Origin of the sequence: Moritella sp. 24 (assembly GCF_018219155.1) — a bacterium.
Classification (GTDB): domain Bacteria; phylum Pseudomonadota; class Gammaproteobacteria; order Enterobacterales; family Moritellaceae; genus Moritella.
In genome coordinates this window covers 1,241,417-1,264,279 of record NZ_CP056123.1, presented here as the reverse complement: position 1 = coordinate 1,264,279, position 22,863 = coordinate 1,241,417, and the positions used below count along the sequence as shown (strand labels likewise).

Annotated in this window: 18 protein-coding genes and 2 riboswitches; of the genes, 12 read left to right on the top strand and 6 right to left on the bottom strand. The window is 39.6% G+C overall.

The window, feature by feature from the left end; translation table 11 throughout:
* The first annotated feature begins 458 nt into the window (after nt 1–458).
* Nucleotides 459–1,787 carry an anaerobic C4-dicarboxylate transporter gene (locus HWV00_RS05770; protein WP_211685177.1) on the top strand — a complete coding sequence of 443 codons (1,329 nt, stop codon included), beginning with the start codon at nt 459–461 and terminating at the stop codon, nt 1,785–1,787.
* Between the two features lie 70 nt (nt 1,788–1,857).
* Here the strand turns inward: HWV00_RS05770 and HWV00_RS05765 are convergent, their stop codons facing one another.
* From HWV00_RS05765 to HWV00_RS05755, 3 genes are all read right to left on the bottom strand, one after another.
* Entirely contained in the window at nt 1,858–3,768 is a 1,911-nt protein-coding gene (locus HWV00_RS05765) for a methyl-accepting chemotaxis protein (RefSeq protein ID WP_211685176.1), read from the bottom strand.
* Nucleotides 3,769–4,085: 317 nt separating this feature from the next.
* Nucleotides 4,086–5,552 (bottom strand): tryptophanase, encoded by a 1,467-nt coding sequence (gene tnaA, locus HWV00_RS05760; protein ID WP_211685175.1) that lies wholly within the window; start codon nt 5,550–5,552, stop codon nt 4,086–4,088.
* A 570-nt stretch (nt 5,553–6,122) separates the two neighbouring features.
* Nucleotides 6,123–6,566: an Lrp/AsnC family transcriptional regulator gene (locus HWV00_RS05755; RefSeq protein ID WP_211686370.1), complete on the bottom strand. Its 444-nt coding sequence runs from the start codon at nt 6,564–6,566 to the stop codon at nt 6,123–6,125.
* A 110-nt stretch (nt 6,567–6,676) separates the two neighbouring features.
* Here HWV00_RS05755 and HWV00_RS05750 point away from each other — a divergent pair, with 110 nt between their 5' ends.
* The 6 genes from HWV00_RS05750 to HWV00_RS05725 all read left to right on the top strand — a co-directional run bounded on the left by HWV00_RS05750 (nt 6,677) and on the right by HWV00_RS05725 (nt 13,713).
* Nucleotides 6,677–7,264 carry a LysE family translocator gene (locus tag HWV00_RS05750; RefSeq protein WP_211685174.1) on the top strand — a complete coding sequence of 196 codons (588 nt, stop codon included), beginning with the start codon at nt 6,677–6,679 and terminating at the stop codon, nt 7,262–7,264.
* A gap of 340 nt (nt 7,265–7,604) precedes the next feature.
* Nucleotides 7,605–7,817, top strand: a complete 213-nt coding sequence (locus HWV00_RS05745) for a hypothetical protein (protein WP_211685173.1) — start codon at nt 7,605–7,607, stop codon at nt 7,815–7,817.
* 157 nt (nt 7,818–7,974) lie between these two features.
* Nucleotides 7,975–8,358 (top strand): MmcQ/YjbR family DNA-binding protein, encoded by a 384-nt coding sequence (locus HWV00_RS05740; protein ID WP_211685172.1) that lies wholly within the window; start codon nt 7,975–7,977, stop codon nt 8,356–8,358.
* 252 nt (nt 8,359–8,610) lie between these two features.
* On the top strand, nt 8,611–9,291 hold the full coding sequence (locus tag HWV00_RS05735) for a TetR/AcrR family transcriptional regulator (RefSeq protein ID WP_211685171.1): 681 nt from the start codon (nt 8,611–8,613) through the stop codon (nt 9,289–9,291).
* Complete coding sequence (locus HWV00_RS05730) at nt 9,278–10,606, top strand: efflux RND transporter periplasmic adaptor subunit (protein ID WP_211685170.1); 1,329 nt, start codon at nt 9,278–9,280, stop codon at nt 10,604–10,606. The genes HWV00_RS05735 and HWV00_RS05730 overlap by 14 nt, the downstream gene beginning before the upstream one ends.
* Nucleotides 10,607–10,608: 2 nt before the next feature.
* A complete protein-coding gene (locus HWV00_RS05725; RefSeq protein WP_211685169.1) occupies nt 10,609–13,713 on the top strand; it encodes an efflux RND transporter permease subunit in 3,105 nt (1,034 codons plus the stop codon).
* 43 nt (nt 13,714–13,756) lie between these two features.
* Here the strand turns inward: HWV00_RS05725 and HWV00_RS05720 are convergent, their stop codons facing one another.
* Together HWV00_RS05720 and HWV00_RS05715 are read right to left on the bottom strand one after the other, a co-directional pair.
* Complete coding sequence (locus HWV00_RS05720; protein ID WP_255554937.1) at nt 13,757–14,560, bottom strand: EAL domain-containing protein; 804 nt, start codon at nt 14,558–14,560, stop codon at nt 13,757–13,759.
* Nucleotides 14,561–14,807: 247 nt separating this feature from the next.
* On the bottom strand, nt 14,808–15,140 hold the full coding sequence (locus HWV00_RS05715) for a hypothetical protein (RefSeq protein WP_211685167.1): 333 nt from the start codon (nt 15,138–15,140) through the stop codon (nt 14,808–14,810).
* A gap of 437 nt (nt 15,141–15,577) precedes the next feature.
* Here HWV00_RS05715 and HWV00_RS05710 point away from each other — a divergent pair, with 437 nt between their 5' ends.
* From HWV00_RS05710 to HWV00_RS05700, 3 genes are all read left to right on the top strand, one after another.
* Nucleotides 15,578–15,928, top strand: a complete 351-nt coding sequence (locus HWV00_RS05710; RefSeq protein WP_211685166.1) for a phasin family protein — start codon at nt 15,578–15,580, stop codon at nt 15,926–15,928.
* Nucleotides 15,929–16,271: 343 nt separating this feature from the next.
* Nucleotides 16,272–16,373: riboswitch (purine riboswitch) on the top strand.
* A 90-nt stretch (nt 16,374–16,463) separates the two neighbouring features.
* Nucleotides 16,464–17,789, top strand: a complete 1,326-nt coding sequence (locus tag HWV00_RS05705) for an NCS2 family permease (protein ID WP_211685165.1) — start codon at nt 16,464–16,466, stop codon at nt 17,787–17,789.
* 15 nt (nt 17,790–17,804) lie between these two features.
* Entirely contained in the window at nt 17,805–18,368 is a 564-nt protein-coding gene (locus tag HWV00_RS05700) for a xanthine phosphoribosyltransferase (protein WP_211685164.1), read from the top strand.
* Nucleotides 18,369–18,434: 66 nt separating this feature from the next.
* Here the strand turns inward: HWV00_RS05700 and HWV00_RS05695 are convergent, their stop codons facing one another.
* Nucleotides 18,435–18,989, bottom strand: a complete 555-nt coding sequence (locus HWV00_RS05695; protein ID WP_211685163.1) for a type II secretion system protein — start codon at nt 18,987–18,989, stop codon at nt 18,435–18,437.
* 328 nt (nt 18,990–19,317) lie between these two features.
* Nucleotides 19,318–19,453, top strand: a riboswitch (cobalamin riboswitch).
* Nucleotides 19,454–19,565: 112 nt separating this feature from the next.
* Between HWV00_RS05695 and HWV00_RS05690 the strand changes: the two genes are divergently transcribed.
* The gene (locus HWV00_RS05690) at nt 19,566–21,605 is read left to right on the top strand and encodes a TonB-dependent receptor (protein WP_211685162.1); all 2,040 of its coding nucleotides are present in this window, start codon (nt 19,566–19,568) and stop codon (nt 21,603–21,605) included.
* Entirely contained in the window at nt 21,606–22,811 is a 1,206-nt protein-coding gene (locus HWV00_RS05685; protein WP_211685161.1) for a cadherin repeat domain-containing protein, read from the top strand.
* Nucleotides 22,812–22,863: the final 52 nt, after the last annotated feature.

Here is a 22,863-nt window from a genome sequence, read left to right as displayed (position 1 = left end):
CAGTTGCTAGAGGGTGATGAATAAAATCATCGATTTTAATTATTCAACCAGTCTACCTCTAATGGAATAAAATGCTTTGATGTGGAACACTTTCACTTTATTAATTCGGGCATGTAGACGACACAGTGATAGCACAAATGAAATTACAAGCTAACCACGCTCTGATTAGCACGATCTTCGGCAGTGCTTAACTCTCTAGAGTCAATAGCGGTATAGCAACAAAGTCCTTACGATTAAAATAATTTATCTAATATGTGTTTCAGTCTGTGAATGACGCTCGAATTGTTATTAGTCGGTCACATTACTGAGTCACTATTTCATTATTAATCAAAACCTTATTTAACATCAACTCAGCATGAGATAATTATTCTCTGTATCCAATATGCGAAACAGCTCAATTTAACCAGCTTATTTATACGATATTTTCCACCCAACGGAATTAACCATTAGGTGGTAGTATGTTGTATTTTGAATTTCTATTTTTATTGCTCGTGCTCTATATAGGTTCTCGATTTGGTGGAATAGGTCTAGGCGTTGTATCAGGGATTGGTTTGGTGATTGAAGTGTTCATCTTCAAAATGCCACCAACGTCTCCACCAGTGACCGTGATGCTGATTATCTTGGCGGTTGTCACTTGTGCATCGATTCTCGAAGCCGCTGGCGGGCTTAAATACATGCTGCAAATTGCGGAACGCATTTTAAGAAAGAACCCAAAACGAGTGACACTCATAGCCCCTTTTGTTACCTATACCATGACATTTCTGCTTGGAACGGGTCATGCGGTTTATTCCATCATGCCTATCATCGGTGATGTGGCACTTAAAAATGGCATTCGCCCTGAGCGTCCAATGGCTGCAGCATCAGTAGCATCCCAAATTGCGATCACGGCATCCCCATTATCAGCAGCCGTCGTCTTTTATTTAGCACAATTAGTGGATATCGATTCTTCTATTACCCTCATTTCTATCTTAATGGTGACAGTACCGTCGACTTTATTTGGTACGTTAATGCTGTCTCTTTATAGTCTACGTCGTGGTAAAGAATTAGAAGATGATGAGGAATACCAAGCGCGCTTAAAAGATCCTATCTGGCGTGAAAAAATCTTAAACACTACATCAACTTCTTTAGATGAAAAGCTGCCAGCTAAAGCACGTAATGCGGTACTTATCTTTTTAAGTGCGATCTTGTCTATCGTTGTGATTGCGATGCTGCCAGAAGTAAGGACTATCACCGAAGGCGCTGCGCCAATCAAAATGTCGGTGGTGATCCAAATGATGATGTTAGCGTTTGGTGGTGTAATTTTACTTGCCACTAAAACAGACCCGCGCGATGTGCCTAATGGCGTGGTGTTCAAATCTGGTATGGTCGCTGCGATTGCTATTTTTGGTATTGCATGGATGTCTGATACCTACTTCCAATACGCGATGCCGCAATTCAGAGCTGGTATTGTTGATATGGTAACACTACACCCTTGGACGTTTGCACTATCACTGTTTATCGTGTCGGTCGTGGTCAACTCACAAGCAGCAACAGCGCGAATGATGTTACCCGTTGGCTTAGCGTTAGGACTCGAACCTGCGTTAGTGATTGGTTTAATGCCTGCGGTATACGGTTATTTCTTTATTCCAAACTATCCATCAGATATTGCGACCGTAAACTTTGATAGCTCAGGCACAACGAAAATTGGTAAGTACTACTTTAACCATTCATTCATGTCTGTCGGCTTAATTGGTGTTATTTCTGCGTGTCTTTTAGGGTATGCCCTAGGCCAAGTCGTTATTGGTTAAAATACAGGTAATAAAAAAGCCATTAAGCATTGATACTTAATGGCTTTGTCATCAGATTAGAACAGCTAAATTATCTTAATTTAAATTGACTCACAATTGATTTTAATTGCTCATTGGCAACAGCAACATTAACCGATTCTTGCGCAGTAGATTGACCGTTTATAGCAAGCTCTTGCGCCATTTCACGGATCGCAGTCATATTACGAGTGACTTCACTAGACACACTACTTTGTTCTTCCGCCGCAGTTGCTATTTGCGTATTTAAATCATTTATCTGCGTGACAGAGCTGGCAATATTATCTAAATCCTCAGCGACTGCATACGTACTTTTGGCTGCTTGTTGGCACGTTGTTTGTGTCATATCCATCGCTAAAATAGCAGAACTTGAACCCGCTGTTAATGCATCCAATGTTTCTTTAATTTCAGCCGTACTGACCTGTGTTCTCGCCGCTAGCGCACGTACTTCATCTGCGACAACAGCAAAACCACGACCTTGCTCACCAGCGCGTGCGGCTTCAATTGCAGCGTTAAGCGCGAGTAGATTTGTTTGTTCAGCAATCTCACCAATCACATTAAGCACTTTCGTGATAGCTTGTGTATCTTTTTCAATATCTTGAATACTTTTTGATGAGTTTTCTACATTTTCAACCAACTGAGAGACTGTTGATGTGGTCGTTGTAACCGTCACTTTTGATGAACCAACCTGCTTATTCATTGCATCGGTAAATTGTGACGCTTCCCCAGCATTACTCGCAACATCATTGGCCGTAGCACTCATTTCTTCTACTGCGGCTGCGATTTGGTCTGTTTCAATTGAATGCGCATCCAATACTTGATTGTTGCTTGTCGTTTGCTGTTCTAGTTTGCCTACACTTTCTGAAATATGCTGTGAAGAGTTCTCGATCTCTAACATCAAGGTTTGCAGGTTCGTAATAAAGGCATTAATACCGGCCGAGATGTCACCTAAATCATCGTTACTTTCTACCGGTAAACGACGCGTTAAATCGCCATTACCTTTTGATAAATCCATCACCACTTCTTTCAATGATATGATTGGGCGATATGCTCTGTTCAGTATCGTGATAGTCAAGAACAGACCTACTGCAAGCATGATAGCTGACACGAGCAAAGTAGTTTCTAACGCCTCATCAACTTCGGCATAAGCAACTGATTTATCAACACCAATAAATAAGTACCATCGTTTACCATTAATCAGAGTAATTTCTTGCGTAAAGGCTAATTTATCAACGCCACCTAACGTATAAGCGGTTGTGTTCGCATGCTGACTTAACATGCCGGTTTTAACATTACCCATACCGATATCTGAAAAATTCACTCCCGTTTTCAAAGCGAGTGAATTAGATGCTAATGCATTACCATCACTATCCATAATTGCGGTAACAGAACCTGGGTAATTCACATTTTTAACTGTTTTTTCAAGAATTTCTAAACCAATATTACCTAATAACACACCGTTACCGATATTACGCACGACTGAAATAATCGGAAGACCCGTACTTCTAGCATTATAAACATCCGTTACATCTAGCGTTGCAGTGTTCTTACCTTTGGTATACCAAGGGCGTTTACGTGCATCATAACGAGCCGTAATCGCCACGCCATTAACCCAGTCTGCGTTTCGAGCGGTAGAATACGTAACACCGTCATCAAATGAGAAAAATACGCTCGCAAAACCACTGGTTTCTTTTATAAGTCGCGCAATTGTGACGTAATCATCACCAAGGCTATTTGATTTATATTTTTGAGAAATAGCATTAAGCGCATTCGTTTTTGTTGTAAACCAATCTTCGATTTTATTCGCTTCGTAGTTTACGATTGAACTCGATAGCAGGTTCACATCTTCAATCGTTTTAGATTTAATTATATTATAAGAAATTACATTAGAAACCAGTAAAATAGCGGTCAGCAAGATGACAACTGACAATATGATGACTTTTTTGAACCCTAAATTTTTTACCATTATTTTATTCCACAATTAGATAGATTTGAGATTAACTGCTGAGATAATTTGCATCCATAAAATTAACAGCGGTTGTGTCTAACAACTTAGAATATGATTTTAATTAACCCCATATTCCTCGTTACTGTCTTCATTCTCTATTTATTACGTCCTAATAATAAGAATGCTCTGAATAATCCATCAATGACACAAGGTAGCGTATCGACCATTGTTCGTGAAACATGAATAAAAAATCATAAAATAATTAGTGTTACTTAAACAACGAAAAAAGCGCAAACAAATGTTTGCGCTTTTTAGTCATCTTCGATAAGTGATTGTTAAGCTTCTTCTAAAACTCTAACCTCTACCTTCTTTGTTTTTTGTACTGTCTCAACTTCTTTAAGTAATGCAGTAAAATGACGAAGTACTGGTGGCTCGTAAGTAAAATCCAGACCCTTCACGTTTGCCGCATTTTCTTTCACTTTTTGAAAGGCTTCAATAACGAAGTCCATATGCGTTTGCGTATAAGTCGCACGTGGAATAGTAAGTCGAAGTAATTCCGCAGGACAAGCCTGTTGCTTGCCTGTCGCTGGATCACGACCTTGGAGCAGCGAACCGATCTCAACCGCACGAATACCCGCTACTTTATATAACTCGCAAGCTAAGGCGTGTGCAGGAAATTGACCCGCAGGGATATGTGGCAGTAATTTACCTGCATCAACAAACGCGGCATGACCACCAGCTTGCTGACAGACGATACCAATACCTTCTAGTCCATCGACAAGATATTGCACTTGACCAATACGATAGGCTAGCCACTCTTGACGCATACCATTATAAAGACCAACAGCAAGACGTTCCATTGCCCCGCCCTCTAGACCACCGTAAGTAGGGAAACCTTCTTGAACAACACACAGAGTACGACATTCTCTATAAGCATCCATCATCGAATCGTCTTTAAAGCAAAGCAGGCCACCCATTTGTACCATGGCATCTTTTTTCGCTGACATGGCAAGGGCGTCTGCATATTTGTACGACTCACGCGTGATCGCTTCAATTGTCCAGTTTTTATAACCTTCTTCGCGTTGTTGAATGAAGTAAGCATTCTCTGCATAACGTGCAGAATCCATCACCACAGGGATGTCATACTTTTGTGCTATCTCGTACACCGCTTTTAAATTTGCAATAGAAACAGGTTGGCCACCCGCAGAGTTACACGTAATCGTGCTCACAATATAAGGTACATTGACCGCGCCAGCGTCTAGGATAGCTTCTTCTAGTTTAATAAGGTCGAAGTTACCTTTAAAGTCTGCACTTACCGCGGTATTAAACGCTTCTGCTGTATATACATTTTTCGCCACACAGCAATTTACTTGTGTATGCCCTTGCGTAGTATCAAAGAAATAGTTAGACAGGGCGACCATCTTAGTACGATCTAACCCTTTTTCCATTTCACGTTTTTTGATGAGCACTGGAATATAAATTTGTTCAGCACCACGACCTTGGTGAGTCGGAATCGTGTGTTCATAATCAAAAATATCTTTCACTGCATTCGCCAATGCATAATAGCTACGACTACCACTATATGCTTCATCACCAAGCAACATTGCCGCTTGCATCTGTTGTGTAATAGCACCTGTGCCACTGTCAGTCAGTAGATCAATAAATACATCTTCACTGTCGAGTAAAAATGGGTTCATACCTGCTTTTAAAATTGCTTGTTCGCGATATTCACGCGTCGTACGTTTCACTGGTTCAATCACACGAATACGGAATGGTTCTGGTAGGTGTTTAAAGTTTTCCATAATAATACCTTATATATTTAATGGGTGTTTTCACCGCAATTAAACAATTCATGCGTGGTTTTATTAATTATAGGACGAGCTTAGCCACGCTAAAAAATAACGACATATTAAATGCTCAAATTAAACGTGAATAAAAAACAAAGACGAGAATACAACGCGTATGCATATTTTGAATGTAGCAATATAATCAATACATTCTATTTAATGCAGACAAAGACTTTGCGTTTAGTTATTTAATTTAAACTTAACAAGTTGAGGTTGGGACAAAACCCAAAGTATTAAATATGGAAGTAATTATTCTGAAGACAGACGGCAAGAAAGCTGATGATCAATGTTATACCAGGCTAACAATGTTAGCGCTGCAGTATATTTAATTTGCAGGTATACGTTCATTTATATGCTTCTCTTTAATAAAAAGTAACACGCTGAATTTATGTATGATTATATTTTACATAGGTTAACAAATATATACTTGTACCTCTAAAGTGTGATTTAGAGCTATTCACTTTATGCACTCTATACCGAGCAATTTAGCTATGGACCGAGTCTCTTTTTCAGCAGAACATTCTATTACGTCCGCTCATCCTTAGCCGTCTCCATCACCACTAAGGTCGTGATTGAGTTTACCTGTGGGATCTCACCTAACACATCAGAGTGAAAACGCTTATAAGCAGTCAAGTCCGCAGTCTCGACGCGTAGCAAATATTCATTAGCACCAGTGACATTGTGGCACTCAGTGACCTGCTCTACATCCATGATTTGTTCTTCAAAACCGCTTTGTGATTTTTTACTGTGACTCGACAGACCAATCGTGACATAAGCAATAAAGCCAATACCCAACTTTTTGGCGTTAAACACGGCGCGATAACCCTGAATAATATCGGTGCGTTCCAATTCTTGCACACGGCGTAATGTCGCTGAAGCAGATAATCCGATCCGTTCTGCAAGCTCTACATTAGACAATTTTCCATTCAACTTAAGCTCACGCAATATTCTTTCGTCAAACCTATCCATCGCGACCATTCCTTGTGTATTTTCGTTAATCTTAGCAAATATAGGCACAAAATTTACCCCATATGTATTTAAAATACAACTATAAACAATAACTACAACATGGGTTTAAAATGGAATATCAACAACTTATAGCACTAATAACCTTCGCGTTTGTTTCAACTGTATCACCAGGGCCAAACAATATTATGCTAATGACATCAGGTGCTAATGTCGGTTTTATGCGTACGATTCCCCATATGCTGGGTATTACTTTTGGCTTTAGCTTGATGGTTTTTTTGGTTGGTTTTGGTCTGATGGGGTTATTTACCGCCTACCCAATTATTCAACAGAGCTTACGTATCGTGAGTATGATGTATCTTGTTTATCTCGCGTTTAAGATCGCCAAAAGCAAATCAATGACAAGTGAAGTGTCTGATTACACCCCAATGACGTTTATGTCAGCAGCTTGCTTTCAATGGGTAAACCCAAAGGCGTGGACGATGGCACTTACTGCAATCAGTGTCTATGCCTCATCGACGGCACAGCAAGACATTTTGATCGTATCACTCATATTTGGGTGTGTGAATGTACCCTCTGTTAGCTTGTGGACTGCAGCGGGAAAAAAATTACAGACGCTCTTACAAGTACCAGCCCGTATTAAGATATTTAATTACTGCATGGCAGGCTTGCTAATCGGGTCTATTGTGCCGATGGTATAATTTGATAGTAATAGCGATTAGAAAGAAGCTTTAGACAAGATCTTGATTTGTGGGTAGGTGATATCTACAAATCAAGTTAACAAAGACAAATCAAAAACGCGCCCCGATAGATAACACAGATTGACGTATTTAAAATCAAGGTTTATAAAAACACTCAACTTCCATAAAGATTAGGTGATATTCTCTAATATTAAGCACTAACCTATGCAGAATTAGCAAAGCGAATCAATAACACTCACCCCCACCGATTCAACGCTCTACATTTTTTCATGCCATTAATAAGTAAGACTACTAATGTTTAAATATGGATATAACTAAGCATTACAAATAGGAGTGGATTATGGATGATTATGATTTTGAAGTATTTATAAATAACCTAAACCACCTTAAATTCAACCCTGCACAAATAACAACGATTTGTAACCGACTCGGTCAGCAGATCAATAAAGATCATGCGTATACGATCACAAATGATGAAAAAGAAATGATCTTAAAGCTATTCAATCAAAGTAATGAAGAAGACATTACTCAGATCCATGACGAATATTTTTAACCCTAGCCTCACACCTAAAGTCGCCATAATATACAATCCTGTAATATCGTATCGAATACAGGAATACAGGAATACAGGGCTCAATAAATTATAAACAAGACATGATGTTATACCATTGAAAGGTTTATAAAAGTCTCAAACCATAAGGAAATAAACCATGACGTATGATGAGTTTAATAAATTTTGTGGTTCATTACATGCAACAACGTATGTGATGCAATGGAACAACGCGCATGTTTGGAAAATTGGCCCTAAGATATTTGCGATTGGCAGTTTAGGACAAGGTAACTTAGAAAAAGAAAATCAACCCGCGTTCATTTTTAAAACTTCAGACCTTAACTTTGATTTTTTAAGTGACCTGTCAGGTTATAAACCTGCGCCCTATTTCGCGTCCCGCGGCATGAAATGGATACAGCACTACGACAGTTCAGCAAAAACAGACGAAGAATTAACATATTACCTCAAAGAGTCGTACAAAATTGTGTCGCTAGGTTTAACAAAAAAACTGCAGAAACAGTTAGGGCTAAATCAGGTCAAATAAGTATAATCTCTTGTTTATAAAATCCCATCAGAAATGTACTTAACTGTATTTTATGTACTATTACGTCCTGCAATTTTATCCACGATATGACTACCTGAAAATGTAGCACCTAAGTCGATACATTAATATCTCATCACTCACTCTGATTAACTTAATTTATCCAAAACTGTAAAAATGGGAAATTAATCATCTGGATAATTTAACCAAACAGGTTCAGAATTATCCAAATGAATAATTAATGATGGTGCAGAGATGGATAATAACAATAGCAAAGACGAAACCTTAATTCGCCACATCGGCAGACCAACAAAATCTTCCGATACCAATATTCGCCAGCATTTAATGACAGTGGCATTTGAGCTATTCGCAGACAATGAATACAACCAAATTAGTACCCGAAAAATTGCTGCTGCGGCCAATACGACACCAGCTATGATCCGCTATTACTTCCAAAATAAAGAAGGCTTGTTTCATGCGGCAATGTCTCAATATCGTCAGCCTATGTTAGATATTTTTAAACAGCACGTCGCCAAGCCTAAACTACAAAACCTGCATGACATATTTTTGCTTTACTACACGACGGTTGAAGAACATAAAAGCCTGCACCACATCATTCGACGTAATATGGTCAGTAATGATAATCCGCAAATTAAAGCGCAAATTATTCAAGAAGGGCCCCAGCAATCATTTCGACTAATCAAAATGATGATCATTAAACTGCAAACAAAAGGGGATATAAAGCCGGAACTGGACCCTGAGTTATTAACCGTTCAAATTCTCAGTTTATGCATCTTCCCTTGTGCATTTAAGCCTTTGTTACAACAATTAACACCAACAGATTTAGACATGCAGTTTTATCATAAATTAGCGCATCAAAATTATACTTTATTAATTAATTCAATTACAACGGAGCAATACAATGAAGAAATCTAAACTACTGTGGCTACCAATCGGCGTTGCAACAGGATTAGGTATCATGGCAATTAATAATGCCATCATGAAAAATGACGTTGTATTAGAAGTGGTTGAACCCACACAAAGTGTCTATGTGACCCAAATTAAAACCCAAAATATTGCACCCGCAGTCAAAGGCTACGGTAACGTGGTAGCCAAAAATAAATGGCAAGGCATTGCCGAAGTCAGCGGTAAAGTAATTTACAAAAATGAAAAATTACAACGCGGGACGTTTATTAATGCAGGGGTCGAATTACTCCGTATTGATCCAACGTCTTATCAATTAAGTCTGAACACGGCACAAGCAAATTTAGATAATATTAACTCGGAAGTTGAAAAACTCGACATTGAAGAAAAACGTTTAACACGCTCATATCAAGTCGAAGGCAAAACCCTTGCCCTAGAAGAAAAAGAATACCAACGTAATATTAAACTAAACAAGAAAGGCACCATTTCGGCATCCAGTTTAGAGAAGCAAGAACGTATCGTTTACAATACACAACTACAACTCAATGATCTTAAAGCACAGCTAAATCAAATTCCCGCTCGTCAGAAAGCCCTACAAGCACAAATAACCCAAGCAGAAAGCCAAATAGACCAAGCGAAACTGGATTTAGAACACACAATAATTACCATGCCATTTAATGGCCGTATTATTGATGTAAGCGCTGAACTACAGCAATTTGTATCAACAGGTAGCAGCATCATCTTGGCACATGATGTTTCTAAGCTCGAAGTTGAAGCGAAAATGCCCACTAGCCAACTAAGTCGTTTAATACATAGTTTGAAACAAGACAGAGAAGTACTCGATAACCTGAATGCAGTACCTGATATTGCAATCGCTAACTTAACGGCACAAATCACCCTACGCAACTCATCATCAGAAACTCACTGGCAAGGTAAAGTCACCCGTATTTTAGGGGAAATTGATGCACGTTTAGGCACCGCTGGGTTAGTCGTTGAAACAGACTTCGATTTCCTTGAATTCATCAAACGCAATGATCCTAATGACAGCCCTATTATCTCGGGCATGTTTGTCGAAGTCACCGTTAATGGTCAAGCACAACCGCAATTAACCGTGCCATTACAAGCATTACATAACAACCGTTTATACCTTATGGATGAAGACAACCGCTTGCAATTACAAGACGTAGATGTACTGTTTATTCGTGACCAAGTGGCGGCAATCAAAGCTGATGGTCTAAAAGCAGGTCAACAAATTGTACTATCCGACATTATCCCTGTTGCCAATGGCTTAAAGCTTGCGCCAACAGTATGGACAGAGGATAAATAATAATGATCCATTTCTTTACGAAGCACCCGACTGCTGCCAATTTAGTGATGGTGATGTTTCTCGCCTTAGGCGCGATCACACTGCCCGACATGAAACGCGAGACATTTCCCGACTTCTCGGTAACGATTGCACAAATTACCGTGCCCTACCCTGGCGCGAGCCCAGAAGACGTAGAGCAAGCCATTTGTTTACCGATTGAAGATGCCCTTGATGGCATTAACAACCTTAAAAAACTCATCTGTAGCGCCAGTGAAGGGGTTGCCGTCACGACCGCAGAGATGACGCATGACGGTAATGGCACAACCTTTATTTCGGATATAAAAACCCAAGTAGATGCGATTGACCAATTTCCTGAAGAAGCTGAAACCACCATTGTAAAAGAACTCATGACTTACGATGATGTAGTGAGTTTGGTCATTTACAGTGATATGGAAAAGCAAGAACTAAAGTTGTATGCCGAAGATGTGAAACGTCGCCTTAAGCGTTTAAAAGGCATTGCCCAAGTTGATATTAACGGTTTCTCCGATCCGCAACTGCGTGTCGAGCTTGATTTACTTGCTCTACGTCAGCTGAATGTATCTGTGCAAGATGTTGCTAACCAAATTGCTAAACAGAACGTAAAAATGCCAAGTGGGAGCTTAAATACCCCAAGTAGCACAATTTTATTACGTTTTGATGCTCAGCGTTATACCCCCCGAGAACTGGGTGAGATAATTGTATTGAGTCATGAAGATGGCAGTAAAGTACAACTCAAAGACATTGCGACAATCACGCAACGTTTTGAATTAGACGAATCTAAGATATCGGTGAATGGTAAAGAAGGCACCATGCTTGATATCAAAAAATCAAAAGCTGATGACTCGCTTGATGTTCTTGAAGAAGTACAACAATTTATTGAAAATGAAAAATTACGTACACCTGACACCGTCGAATTCTCACTCACGAAAGACATGGCATCTGTCGCTAAAGATCGTCTTGACCTACTGTTATCAAACGGTTGGCAGGGCTTCATTCTTGTGTTCTTAGTCATGTGGTTATTCTTCCCTTGGCGCTATGCGATCTGGGTGGCAATGGGTTTACCCGTTTCCTTCCTTGCCAGTATGTATGTGCTGTCATTAGTTGGTATCAGTTTAAACCTCATGTCGATGGTGGCGCTGTTGGTGGCAATTGGACTCTTAATGGATGATGCAATTGTATTATCCGAAAGTGTCGCTCACGAACTCTCTAAAACCGAGGATAAACTTGCAGGTATCGTGAAAGGTGTAAACCGCGTTAAAAACGGTGTGTTCTCATCATTCCTTACTACCGTCGCAATCTTTGGTTCACTGGCGTTTCTTGAAGGTGATATGGGCCAAGTACTTAAAGTTATTCCGATAACCTTAGTGATCACTCTAAGTGTATCCTTAGTTGAAGCATTTTTGATTTTACCCCATCACCTTTATGCATCCGTTAAAGATACCGACGACAGTGTGGCAGAAAACAGCTTCAAAGGCCGTTTCAATAAGAAATTTGAGCACTTTCAATTTAACATTTTACCTAAAATAATTGGCACGGTTGTCGATCGTCGCTACATGGTTACCGCGGGTGTGATTGCTTTGTTTATCGGCACAATATCGCTGGCGTCGAGTGGGTTGTTACGTTTTTCAGCCTTTCCAGAAGTCGAAGGTGACTGGGTACAGATAACGGTGATGATGCCACCGGGTACCCCCTTAGAAAAAACCGATAAAGTGGTGTCCCGTATTAGCGATAATATTAAGACAACCAGTGCCACATTTGGTGAGCAACCTGATAATGAGTCACTGTTAAAATACATTACAGTGCAAAGTGGCGCGAACCCAGATGCAGGTGAAACAGGTGAGCACGTAGCAACTATCTTTGTTGATTTACTGACGTCAGAAAAACGAACGACGCGTATGGCCGATTACTTAGCCGAACTACAGCAACAAATTGGGACGATTCCCGGTGTCACAAACTTAATCATTCGTGAACCAGCAATTGGACCCGCAGGCCGTGCTATTGATATTGAACTAAGCCATCCTGACATTCAGACGTTAAAAGATGCAGGTAATGAATTAGCGCACTACCTTACCCAGTTTAACGGGGTGAGTAATATCATTTCTAACCTTCGAGATGGTAAGCCTGAACTGCGTATGTCACTGCTGCCTGGCGCTGAAACATTTGGTGTAACCGGACAAGATATAGCGATGCAATTACGTGCTGCATTCTTTGGTATCACGGTGGATGAATTACAAATTGGCAGTGAGAATGTGGAATTAGATGTGAGACTGGCTGAGCGTTACCGTTCAGATCTGGCTTACTATGAAGATTTCCCGTTTACCTTAGCTGATGGTAGCCAAGTACCTCTTGCCAGTATTGTTAAAGTTGAGCATGGACGTGGTGTAAGCCAGTTAAACCGCATTAACAATATTCGCACTATGTCATTAAAAGGCGATATCGACAAAACAAAAGCCAATACGGTTGAATTGATGGCGCAAATGAAAAAAGACTTCGTGCCGATTCTGACACAGAAATACCCAGGTATTGAAGTGCGTTTAGGTGGTGAAGTTGAATCGACAGCAGAAACTGGCAACTCGATGGTGAAAAGTTTCTCGATTGGTTTGTTCGTGGTATTTGCCATCCTAAGCTTCCAGTTCCGCAGCTACGTCGAACCGATTATCGTCATGCTTGCCATTCCATTAGCGCTTATCGGTGTGTTCTGGGGCCATTATATGCTGAATTATGACCTCACTATGCCGTCAATGCTTGGCTTTACGTCACTAGCGGGGATCGTGGTCAATAATTCCATCTTACTGGTGCAGTTTATCAAAGAGAACTTGGTAAAAAGTAATGATATTCGACAAGCCGCAATACACGCTACAACCAACCGTATCCGTGCAATTTTAATCACTACGGCAACAACGGCAGCGGGACTCATGCCGATACTACTGGAACAAAGTATCCAAGCGCAGGTCATCATCCCACTTGTTGTCGCGCTGATCTTTGGTTTGTTAGCATCAACACTGTTAGTGATCCTCATCTTGCCCGCCTTCTATGGCATCTTAGATGACTTTGGCTTGACTGAACGCCATAAAGAGCATCACGCATAATAACCAAGGGCCGTACGAATCAATGAGTGTTTGATCTTGCTTGTTATCGTATGGCCATTTTACTTTGCTTTAAGGGTGCTTTATGTGGTCTTGCTAAATAGAAACCCTGAAAATAATCTGCGCCCGACTCCATACAACACTCAAAAGTCTCTTTGGTTTCTATCCCTTCGGCAATGGTTTTTGCTGCAATCGCTCGGCTAATCTTCATCGCATGATGGAATTTACTGTATTTAAATGCCGCTAATAAATCGACAATACTTTTATCAATTTTTAAATAATCAGGCGTTACCGCTTTCGCCCTGCTTTCTGTCGAAAACGCACTGCCGTAATCATCCAATGCTATCTCAATACCAAAATTAGATAACTTTTTGATGCCCTTTAATACAGAGGCTAAGTTGCGCCCTTCAAACTCAATAATCTCGTAAACTATCTGTGTTGGCGACAGGCCTAACATCTTCAAACGTCGAATTAATGTATTCACTGCAATGTCGTTGTTTGACAGGATTTCAAATATAGCAGGCGTGACATTGATGAATAATTTCTTATCGCAATAACATGAACGCGCAAAGTTTAAACCATGAATAATGGCACAAATTAAGGTCGATATAACACTGCTTTTATCGTCATTACGGATTGCATCAAAGTAACCATATGGATTAACTGGCATGCCATTATCATCAGTGATCCTCACTAATGCTTCAACACCGTAAATATTACATTCACGGTCAAAAATAGGCTGAAATACACTGGTGAAAGTAAAACCTTTGTAGGATATATAGAAGTAATTATCATCGTCGATACGAAGTAGATCAATGATCTTTCGATGAAGCATAGCGTAGTTATTCATGAATTCCATTTTATAACACCATTATCCTTTACTAACCGTAACTCTATGATTATTTGGATAACATTAACATGGATAACATGACACCTAGCCCAACTCTTACTCGAGCTTACAATACGGTATTCTGCGCATACAGAAAGGTGGTATGAAGGATGAAATGAAGAATTAAATAGTTCGATTTAAACGGAAAAATGATACAAAAAAGCCAGTTACAATCTGCACTGGCTAATTAGGTCTAACTTTAATGAGACTAAGCACAAATACCAATAGTTGAAGTAACATCTTCAAACCAAGATTGGCTTTCACATTCTAATTCGGCATCGAACTGACGTGATAACATAGACTGGACATTTTTGATGGCATCACAAGCAATTAATACTTTTTCTCCCGCGACATCATCATTCTTTAATGCCAATTCATTTGCATAATTAAGTAAATCTTCAGCTGACGCTAAATTAAAAGAAGCCGTGTGCAAAAAATCTAAATTTGCTTGCGTGTAATTACAGGCACGAATAAAGTTAATTTCTTGTTTTACACGTGATACAAGTGCCAACCCATCATTTACTAATTGTTGAAATTCCACTGTTAGCCTCTCAATTAATTTAAGTCTGCCAAATTATAGCTACGATCGTCAAAAAGTGACGCTAAAAATGATTAAATCTCACTTAAAACACGACAACAGGTCATAAAGAATAGTATATGGTCATTAATAATAAGATAGTTGTTCAATTAACAACTGCCAATGATGGATGAATATAAATAATTTTATTATCTAAAAATACCATCAGTAACGAATACTACAAATCCATTTTTGGCTTACTATCACAGAAAATACACATCTGAATTAATCATTTGCAAAATATTTTCATAAACAAGTGGAACACAGTAAAACTGAAAAACCACTCTAAATAACTCCTTATTTTTTCTCTAAAATTAAATCCACAATTTGTATGCATTTTCTAATTTAAAACCATATTCTGGCTCCATCAAATCGAAACGCACCCAGAAAGGATAAGTACCATGACACAATTAAACGTAGTTGACACAGCCAAAAAACTTTGGAGCAGCAAAGACGAAATCGCTAAGAACATTTGGCTAGCAGGTCTTGGTGCATACGGTAAGAGCATCGATGAAGCAAACAAAGTTTCAGACAAATCTTCAACATTATTCGAAGAACTTGTTGCTAAAGGCACTAAGATTGAAGAATCAGCAAAAGAAAAAATTTCTGATAAAAAAATCTCTACAGACGTTTTAGAAACGCGTGTAAACCAAGTTTTCACTAAAATTTCTGGTGTTGATAACACTAAAGTTGACGCACTAAATGCTAAAGTTGACGAACTAACTAAAGCAATTGCTGAACTTAAAAAGTAATACTGACCTTTCAGTACTCTTTTGAAGTGAATAGATATGGTGAGCCTCGGCTCGCCATTTTTGGTTTTAGAGGAAAATAAAGCCCAAATTAACGGCAACTACGCCACTTTTCAAACAAAATAATACATTAAAGAATATTATACCTACTGTTCAAACATTGACCACTGAGTCAATTAAATGAAAAAAGTTTACTATAATCCGTTTTGATACAAAAAACCTCTGAAGACCCCATAAGTAATACTCCTACATAATAATATCGTCCATTTAGTGCATGGATATCTGCCTCTTTTAAACTCACGACCTTCGTAAAAATAATTGACAACCGCGTCAACATCTTTAAGATGCCCCGCAAGCAATGTGACGTTGTATAATTTTGGCAATATGGGCCTTAAGTCTCTACTCTGAAACCGTAAATTTCAGACCTACAATGAAGCAGGATAACTGTACCTTTTTTCTGGTATGGTTCCCCTACCCAAGTTTATACTTCGGAATATTGTCATTTTAAATCAACCAACTTAATAGTAATGGATGTTTAATGGACAAGTACTTCCTCCTGTCTGCGCGTGGCGCAACTGTAAAAAATGAAATCTACGCGGGTTTAATTACCTTTTTAGCGATGAGTTATATCTTAGCAGTGAATCCGGCAATCTTAGGAAGCATCGAAGGGATAGACAAAGGCTCAGTCTTCACCGCAACAGCACTATCAGCTGCGATTGCAACATTCATTATGGGTGCGTTTTCTAAATACCCTATTATGTTAGCACCGGGCATGTCGATGAATGGCTTCTTTAAAGCTATCTTACTTGGTGGCGGTATCTCGTTACTTTGGCATGAAGCACTGTTTGCTATTTTCCTTTCTGGTTGTCTCTATTTAATTTTAAGCTTAACACCCGCACGTAAGGTGATGATTGAAGCGATTCCAGAAGACTTAAAGCTCGGTATTGCTGTTGGTCTGGGTTTATTCGTGTCGTTCTTAGGCCTTAAGAATGCAGGCATCATCGTTAGCAACCCGTTTATTCTCGTTAGCATGGGCGATGTCTACGATCCGAAAGTATTTATTGCACTTGTCAGCATCTTCATTGCGATTGGCTGTTTAGTCCGAGATATGAAACTAGCGACTGTTATTTCGTTTATCTCGTCGATTATTCTTAGCTTATTAAGCGATTACTTTCTTGGCAGTAACTTAATTACTGTGCCAACCGAAGTATTTTCAATGCCACCAAGCTTAGCCCCAACATTTGGTGCTATCTTTGACTTATCACAACTGACAATGCCAAAACTAAGTGACTTAATCTTCTTAGTTATTATCTTCTTTATTGTCGATTTTTTCGATGGCTTAAGTACCATTGTTGGTGTCGGTCGTGACGCGGGTATTATCGGTAAAGACGGCAAAGTGCCAAATGCAAAATCAGCATTAATTGCGGACTCAGGTGGTACGATTATTGGTACTGTATTAGGTACAACGTCTATTACAGCTTACTCTGAATCTGCGGTTGCCTCATCACTTGGTGCTAAGACAGGTATCAGTGCGATCACAGTGGCGGCGCTGTTCTTAGTCTCTATGTTCCTATTCCCTGTATTCTCAATCTTTACCAAAGCGATTGTTGCACCAGCATTAGTTGTAATCGGTATTTACATGATTAAGAACTTAGCAAACATCAGCTGGGATAAGAAAGAATCAGCCATTCCAGTATTCTTTATCATGGTATTTAGCTTGTTAACCTTCTCGCCTGCAAATGGTATGGCGATGGGTTTCATCAGCTACTGTTTCGTAATGTTAGTACAAGGTGATGGTAAAAAAGTACATCCAATTATTTACTCACTAGCACTACTATTTATTGTTTATTTAGCACTTTCATAATTTAGGGACGAACACATGAACTTATTAGAAAAAGCGATTCTAGCGCACGGTAAATCTGTTAACAACGTAGCCCTAGACGCAAGTAGCTTTTTAACAAAGCAAATTGATATTCAGATTCTAGACTGGTGTGCATCGCAATTGGCTATCCATTTTCAGGACGCTAAAATCGACCGTATTCTGACTATCGAAAGTGGTGGTATTGCTATCTCGACATTAGTGGCATTAAAACTGAATGTGCCATTAGTTGTAATGAAGAAAAAGCGCAGCATGTTAGATCCAGAAAACGTACTTACAACCAATGTTTTCAGCTTTACTAAAAATTCATCATACGAATTAAACTGTAATGTTGAACACATTAATGACAACGACCGCGTATTATTCATTGATGATGTACTCGCTCACGGTAATGCCGTTGAAGGGACATTAGCTATCCTTGCGCAAACAACTGCTACATTAGTTGGCGTGGGTATCTTGTTTGAAAAATCGTTCCAAGCAGGTGCAGAAATGCTCGCAGAGAAAGGCATTGATACGTTGTCGTTAGCTCGTATCAGTTCGTTAGAAAATGGCATCCATTTTTAATTAAATAGCGACTAGCAGGTAAAAAGTAAACGAAAGGGGAGAAACAGTCTATGTTTCTCCCCTTTTTTAGTTACAACCACTTTCTACGGTTGAAACCTCACTCGATGTCACCGCAGTACCATTCTCGCTAAACGCATAAAATGCAAAACAGAGATCGTTGACCGACTTACCATTAGGAACAAAAAACATCCCCCAACCTGGATACCCAGAAATAACGCCAGCCACTCTCGTTTGATCAACAACACATACCGACGACTCTGTGCATTCTTTATCTAAGACTGTAGGTGTCTTGTAACCATTACCTAAGTAATGAACGTTGCTATTCATTAAATTTCCGAGCGCATCATCCCAAATTTCTTGTGGCTTACCAAAATAGGTATTCACCTCGACGTCACCAACGCTCACTTTAACAGCTCGCTGGCCCTCTAACCCTTGCATAATGCTTGCGTAATTAACCTGTTCGACAACAAAGCTAAAGTTACCTGCAATACCTTTAATAGTCGCGATTCTGGCATCTTGTTGCACGTTAATAAATCGAGGAATCGCAACCGCGGCAAGGATGCCGAGCACTATGATCACAATAACCAATTCGATAAGTGTAAATCCTTTATTCTTATGCATAATTAATTTCATCGTTCTCAACATTAAGGGACTGGTAAGCGGGATCATGAAGGATAAGACCCTACCTACATCTATAAAGTATATTATCGCCAAACTCGATAAACTAAAAGAAAATAAGCAATAATTATTTGTCTATTTTTAGTTTTTCATGCTTTTTAAATGGATGTGATACAGATAATTACAATAACTTAAAATGATGAATAAGATTATCGAATATGAATGAATAAGCTAATTAGTCGTACAAAATTTGTGCAGCAATGCTTCAATATGATTAACAGCGTTGCTTTTATGATTGTTTATCATTAAAGTGCCGCGACTTACAGTAGGTGCTCAATATTAAACAGCGTGTTATCGCATTAAGGATTGAGTTAAACGGGAAGTTTGGTGTGAATCCAACGCTGCCCCCGCAACGGTAATCAACGCATGTTGAAAGCCCGATACCGGCCTATTGAAATATTACCGTATTGCGGAGGGCGATAGCGGAATAGAAAAATCCTATTCTGTTTTGCTTTTTGGCAATAAACACATTCATGGTATTTTTTGTATTCTGCCATCCCCAACATCATTGGGGAACCCATGTTATTTCGACGACCAACACCTGTATTACCGGTGTGCTTATTACTGCTACATTTATCTTCTGCACAGGCAGAAAGTGCCGTCATTCGTGACACAGAGACGACTGTCGTGACCGCGACAAAAGAAACAGATCTCAATGCACTTAACACACCAAACTATCAGATTTTGCATCGTGAAGATTTTATCGATTCATCACAAACCCTTGGCGATCTACTCCAAAAAATAAACGGTATTCAGATCCGACAAATCAGTGGACTGGGTAATCCAGCATCCGTTTCTATCCGTGGTTCAAGTAGCAAACAAGTGCAACTGTACATTGATGGACAACTTATTAACGACAGTCAGTTTGGTGGCTTTGACGTTAACCAATTGCCCACAGAGCAAATCGACAGTATTGAGATCAGTAAAAGTCAGGCGCTAGGCACTGGCTCAACCCCCATTGGTGGCGTGATCCGTATTAATACTTACAACCCTCAAATAGACAGTGCACGAATTAGCCTTGCTAGCGGTTCATTTGGCTATCGTGAAGTAAACCTAATGGCGAATAAGCTTTTCACCAACTACAGTCTTGCTGCGGGCTTTAGCCATGTCCAGAGTGATAATAACTACAGTTATCAGGTACCACAGAATTTTGTGGTTCCTTCTATTTCAACAAAAGAAAAGCTGGCCAATAATGCCTATGAAAAAAACGCATTGCATCTCAATAGCGAGATTTACCTTGGTCAGCATTTATTACGATTTAATATGCAGTACACTGAACAGCGTAAAGAGCTCGCTAATTATCAAAATAATTCACCAGAAAACACCAGTGAAATAAGCAGCGACAGTTGGCGATTCGGTTATCTACATAATTGGCAATCATCTCATGTTTGGTTAGCACAGGTTGAATTGGAAGCGTATACACAATTCACTGATGAGATCTATTTAGAACAACCTACTGGCGTGATGAACAAACGTGCTAATTACCAAAGTGTGAAAAGCTTCGCAGGTATAAAGCCGACGCTGAATGCGGGCGATTTAGTCATAACCCCCTTTATCAACTTTAATCACCAAATCTTCGAATCAACGACAGTTTTGAAAGGCCAAGCAACCCCCTGTAACGGTATTAATAGTTGCGATGTCACCGCGAGTCAGCAGCAGCTTAATTATGGAACACGGTTAGAATGGCCAATTGTACAGCTTGCGCTTACTCCCTATGCGTTAATCAGCCAATCACAAGAGCAAAATGCAAATTCTGTTTTGAATAAAAGTGGATCTAAGCATATCGATGAACAAGATTATACGACCCAAGAACTCGGTATTACTTACCAACCAAATAAATTCAATGCAGTAGTTGATGACCGTTTTGATTTCTCCGCATTTTTAACGTGGAGTAATGGTGTTCGAGCCCCGACACTATTTGAAATGTTTGGTGATCGAGGCAGCTTTAAAGGCAACCCGAACCTACAACCTGAAGAAGCTAAAACCTTATCATTGGGCAGTACGGTCAGCTACGCAAATCTATCCTTTACAGGTGCTTTTTATCAGCAACAATTAGTTAATTCTATTGTCGCTATTTTCAATTCAAGTAACGTTGGCAGCTACAGTAATGTCAGCCAAGCTGAATTAACAGGGTTAGAGTTACAAGCCAATTATAAAGTCAGTAGCGATCTGTCATTGATGCTGCAAACCAACCTTATCGACAGTAATACCCAATCAGAATACACCGCTTATCACAACAAGCGACTACCCGGTATTTATCATCAGCAATATAGCGCAGGTATACGCTATGCAATCACTGAACATTGGCAAATTAACCTCAATAGCAACATCGACAATGAGCTGTACTTTAACCGCGCCAATGTTTTCGACAGTGTCGGCAACAGCACTGAAAATCCAGCTAATCGTTTGACTACCGATCTACAACTGGGCTGGAAAAAGGAACGATTCACCGCGCATTTAGCGATAAACAACCTGTTTGATGATGAATATCAGGATCTCGCCAACAGACCCGCACAAGGTCGAAATATTCAATTTAAAATAGCAATAAAGGAAATATAAATGCTAACCGTAATGAAAAAACACTTAATCACTCTCTTAGCAAGCACCGTTCTACTGACCGCTTGTAATCAGAATGACACCGACAATAACCCGTTTATCCACGCACCAGCGGCATCCGCGATCGTGCAGACCATAGATCCGGGTTACATCAGTTCTGAAGTACTGTTCTTAGATCCTGCAAACCAACAAGTGAGCAGTCCTTATTACAGTAAAACGAAATCTGATTACACACTGGCTACTAACAACAGTGATATCTACCATATTGGTCGTTACAACATTGATACCATCGATAAGTACGCCGCTCAAGATTATAATAATTCAGCGTGGTCATTTACGACTCAAGACAGCAGTGATTCCATTAGCCGTAATCCCTATAACCTCGTTTTTGCAAATGCTAACAAGGCCTATTTAATTCGCTACGGGTCAGCCAAAGTGTGGGTTGTAAACCCGAATGCGACAGACTTCGCGAGTTTCAAAATAGATGAACTCGATCTCTCTGCTTATATCCCAGCCAACAATAGCAGTGGTACGCCAAGTCCTGCTGCTGCAGTGATAAGTCAGGGAAAACTGTTCATATCAATGCAACGATTATCAGATTATTTTTCAGCTAATCCCGCGTATGTGGCCGTTTTTGATGTTGCGACAGATACTGAAATTGAAACCAATTCAGCACCACTTGATAACCTTAAAGGTATTTTACTTAAAGGGATAAATCCGCTTAAAAACAGTCTATCGACGAGTCCAAATGGTAAGATCTATGCAAGTACCCACGATGTCTATGGCTCTACAACGCTTACCAATAGTCGAATTGAAGAAATAAACCCAAATACCTATTCACTACGTACAGTTTTAACGGCTGCTGATATAGACAGTAATGTAAGTAAATTCATCAATACCAGCGTGCAAGTGTCAGCAGAAAAAGGTTATTTTTATGCAGGTAAAGTAGTCTACACGCCTGTGTATGGTGAAATATCAACACTGTATGAGTTCAACCCGACAACTGGCGATGTGGTTGAAAGCGAAGTAGCAAACACAGGTAACGAACATATCAATTACCTAGGCTTAGATAAGAAAGGTTTTTTATGGCTTAGCATGATTAACCCTGCGACACCGGGCGTTGATATTATTGATAGTGTGGATAACACTATCGTCGGCGGTCGAATGTTAACAACGCTTAATCCGAATGTGATCCGTTTTCTTAACTAATTAAACCCTATGCTGCTTAATCATCAGTAGCATACCTAGGGCCGTTCATTTG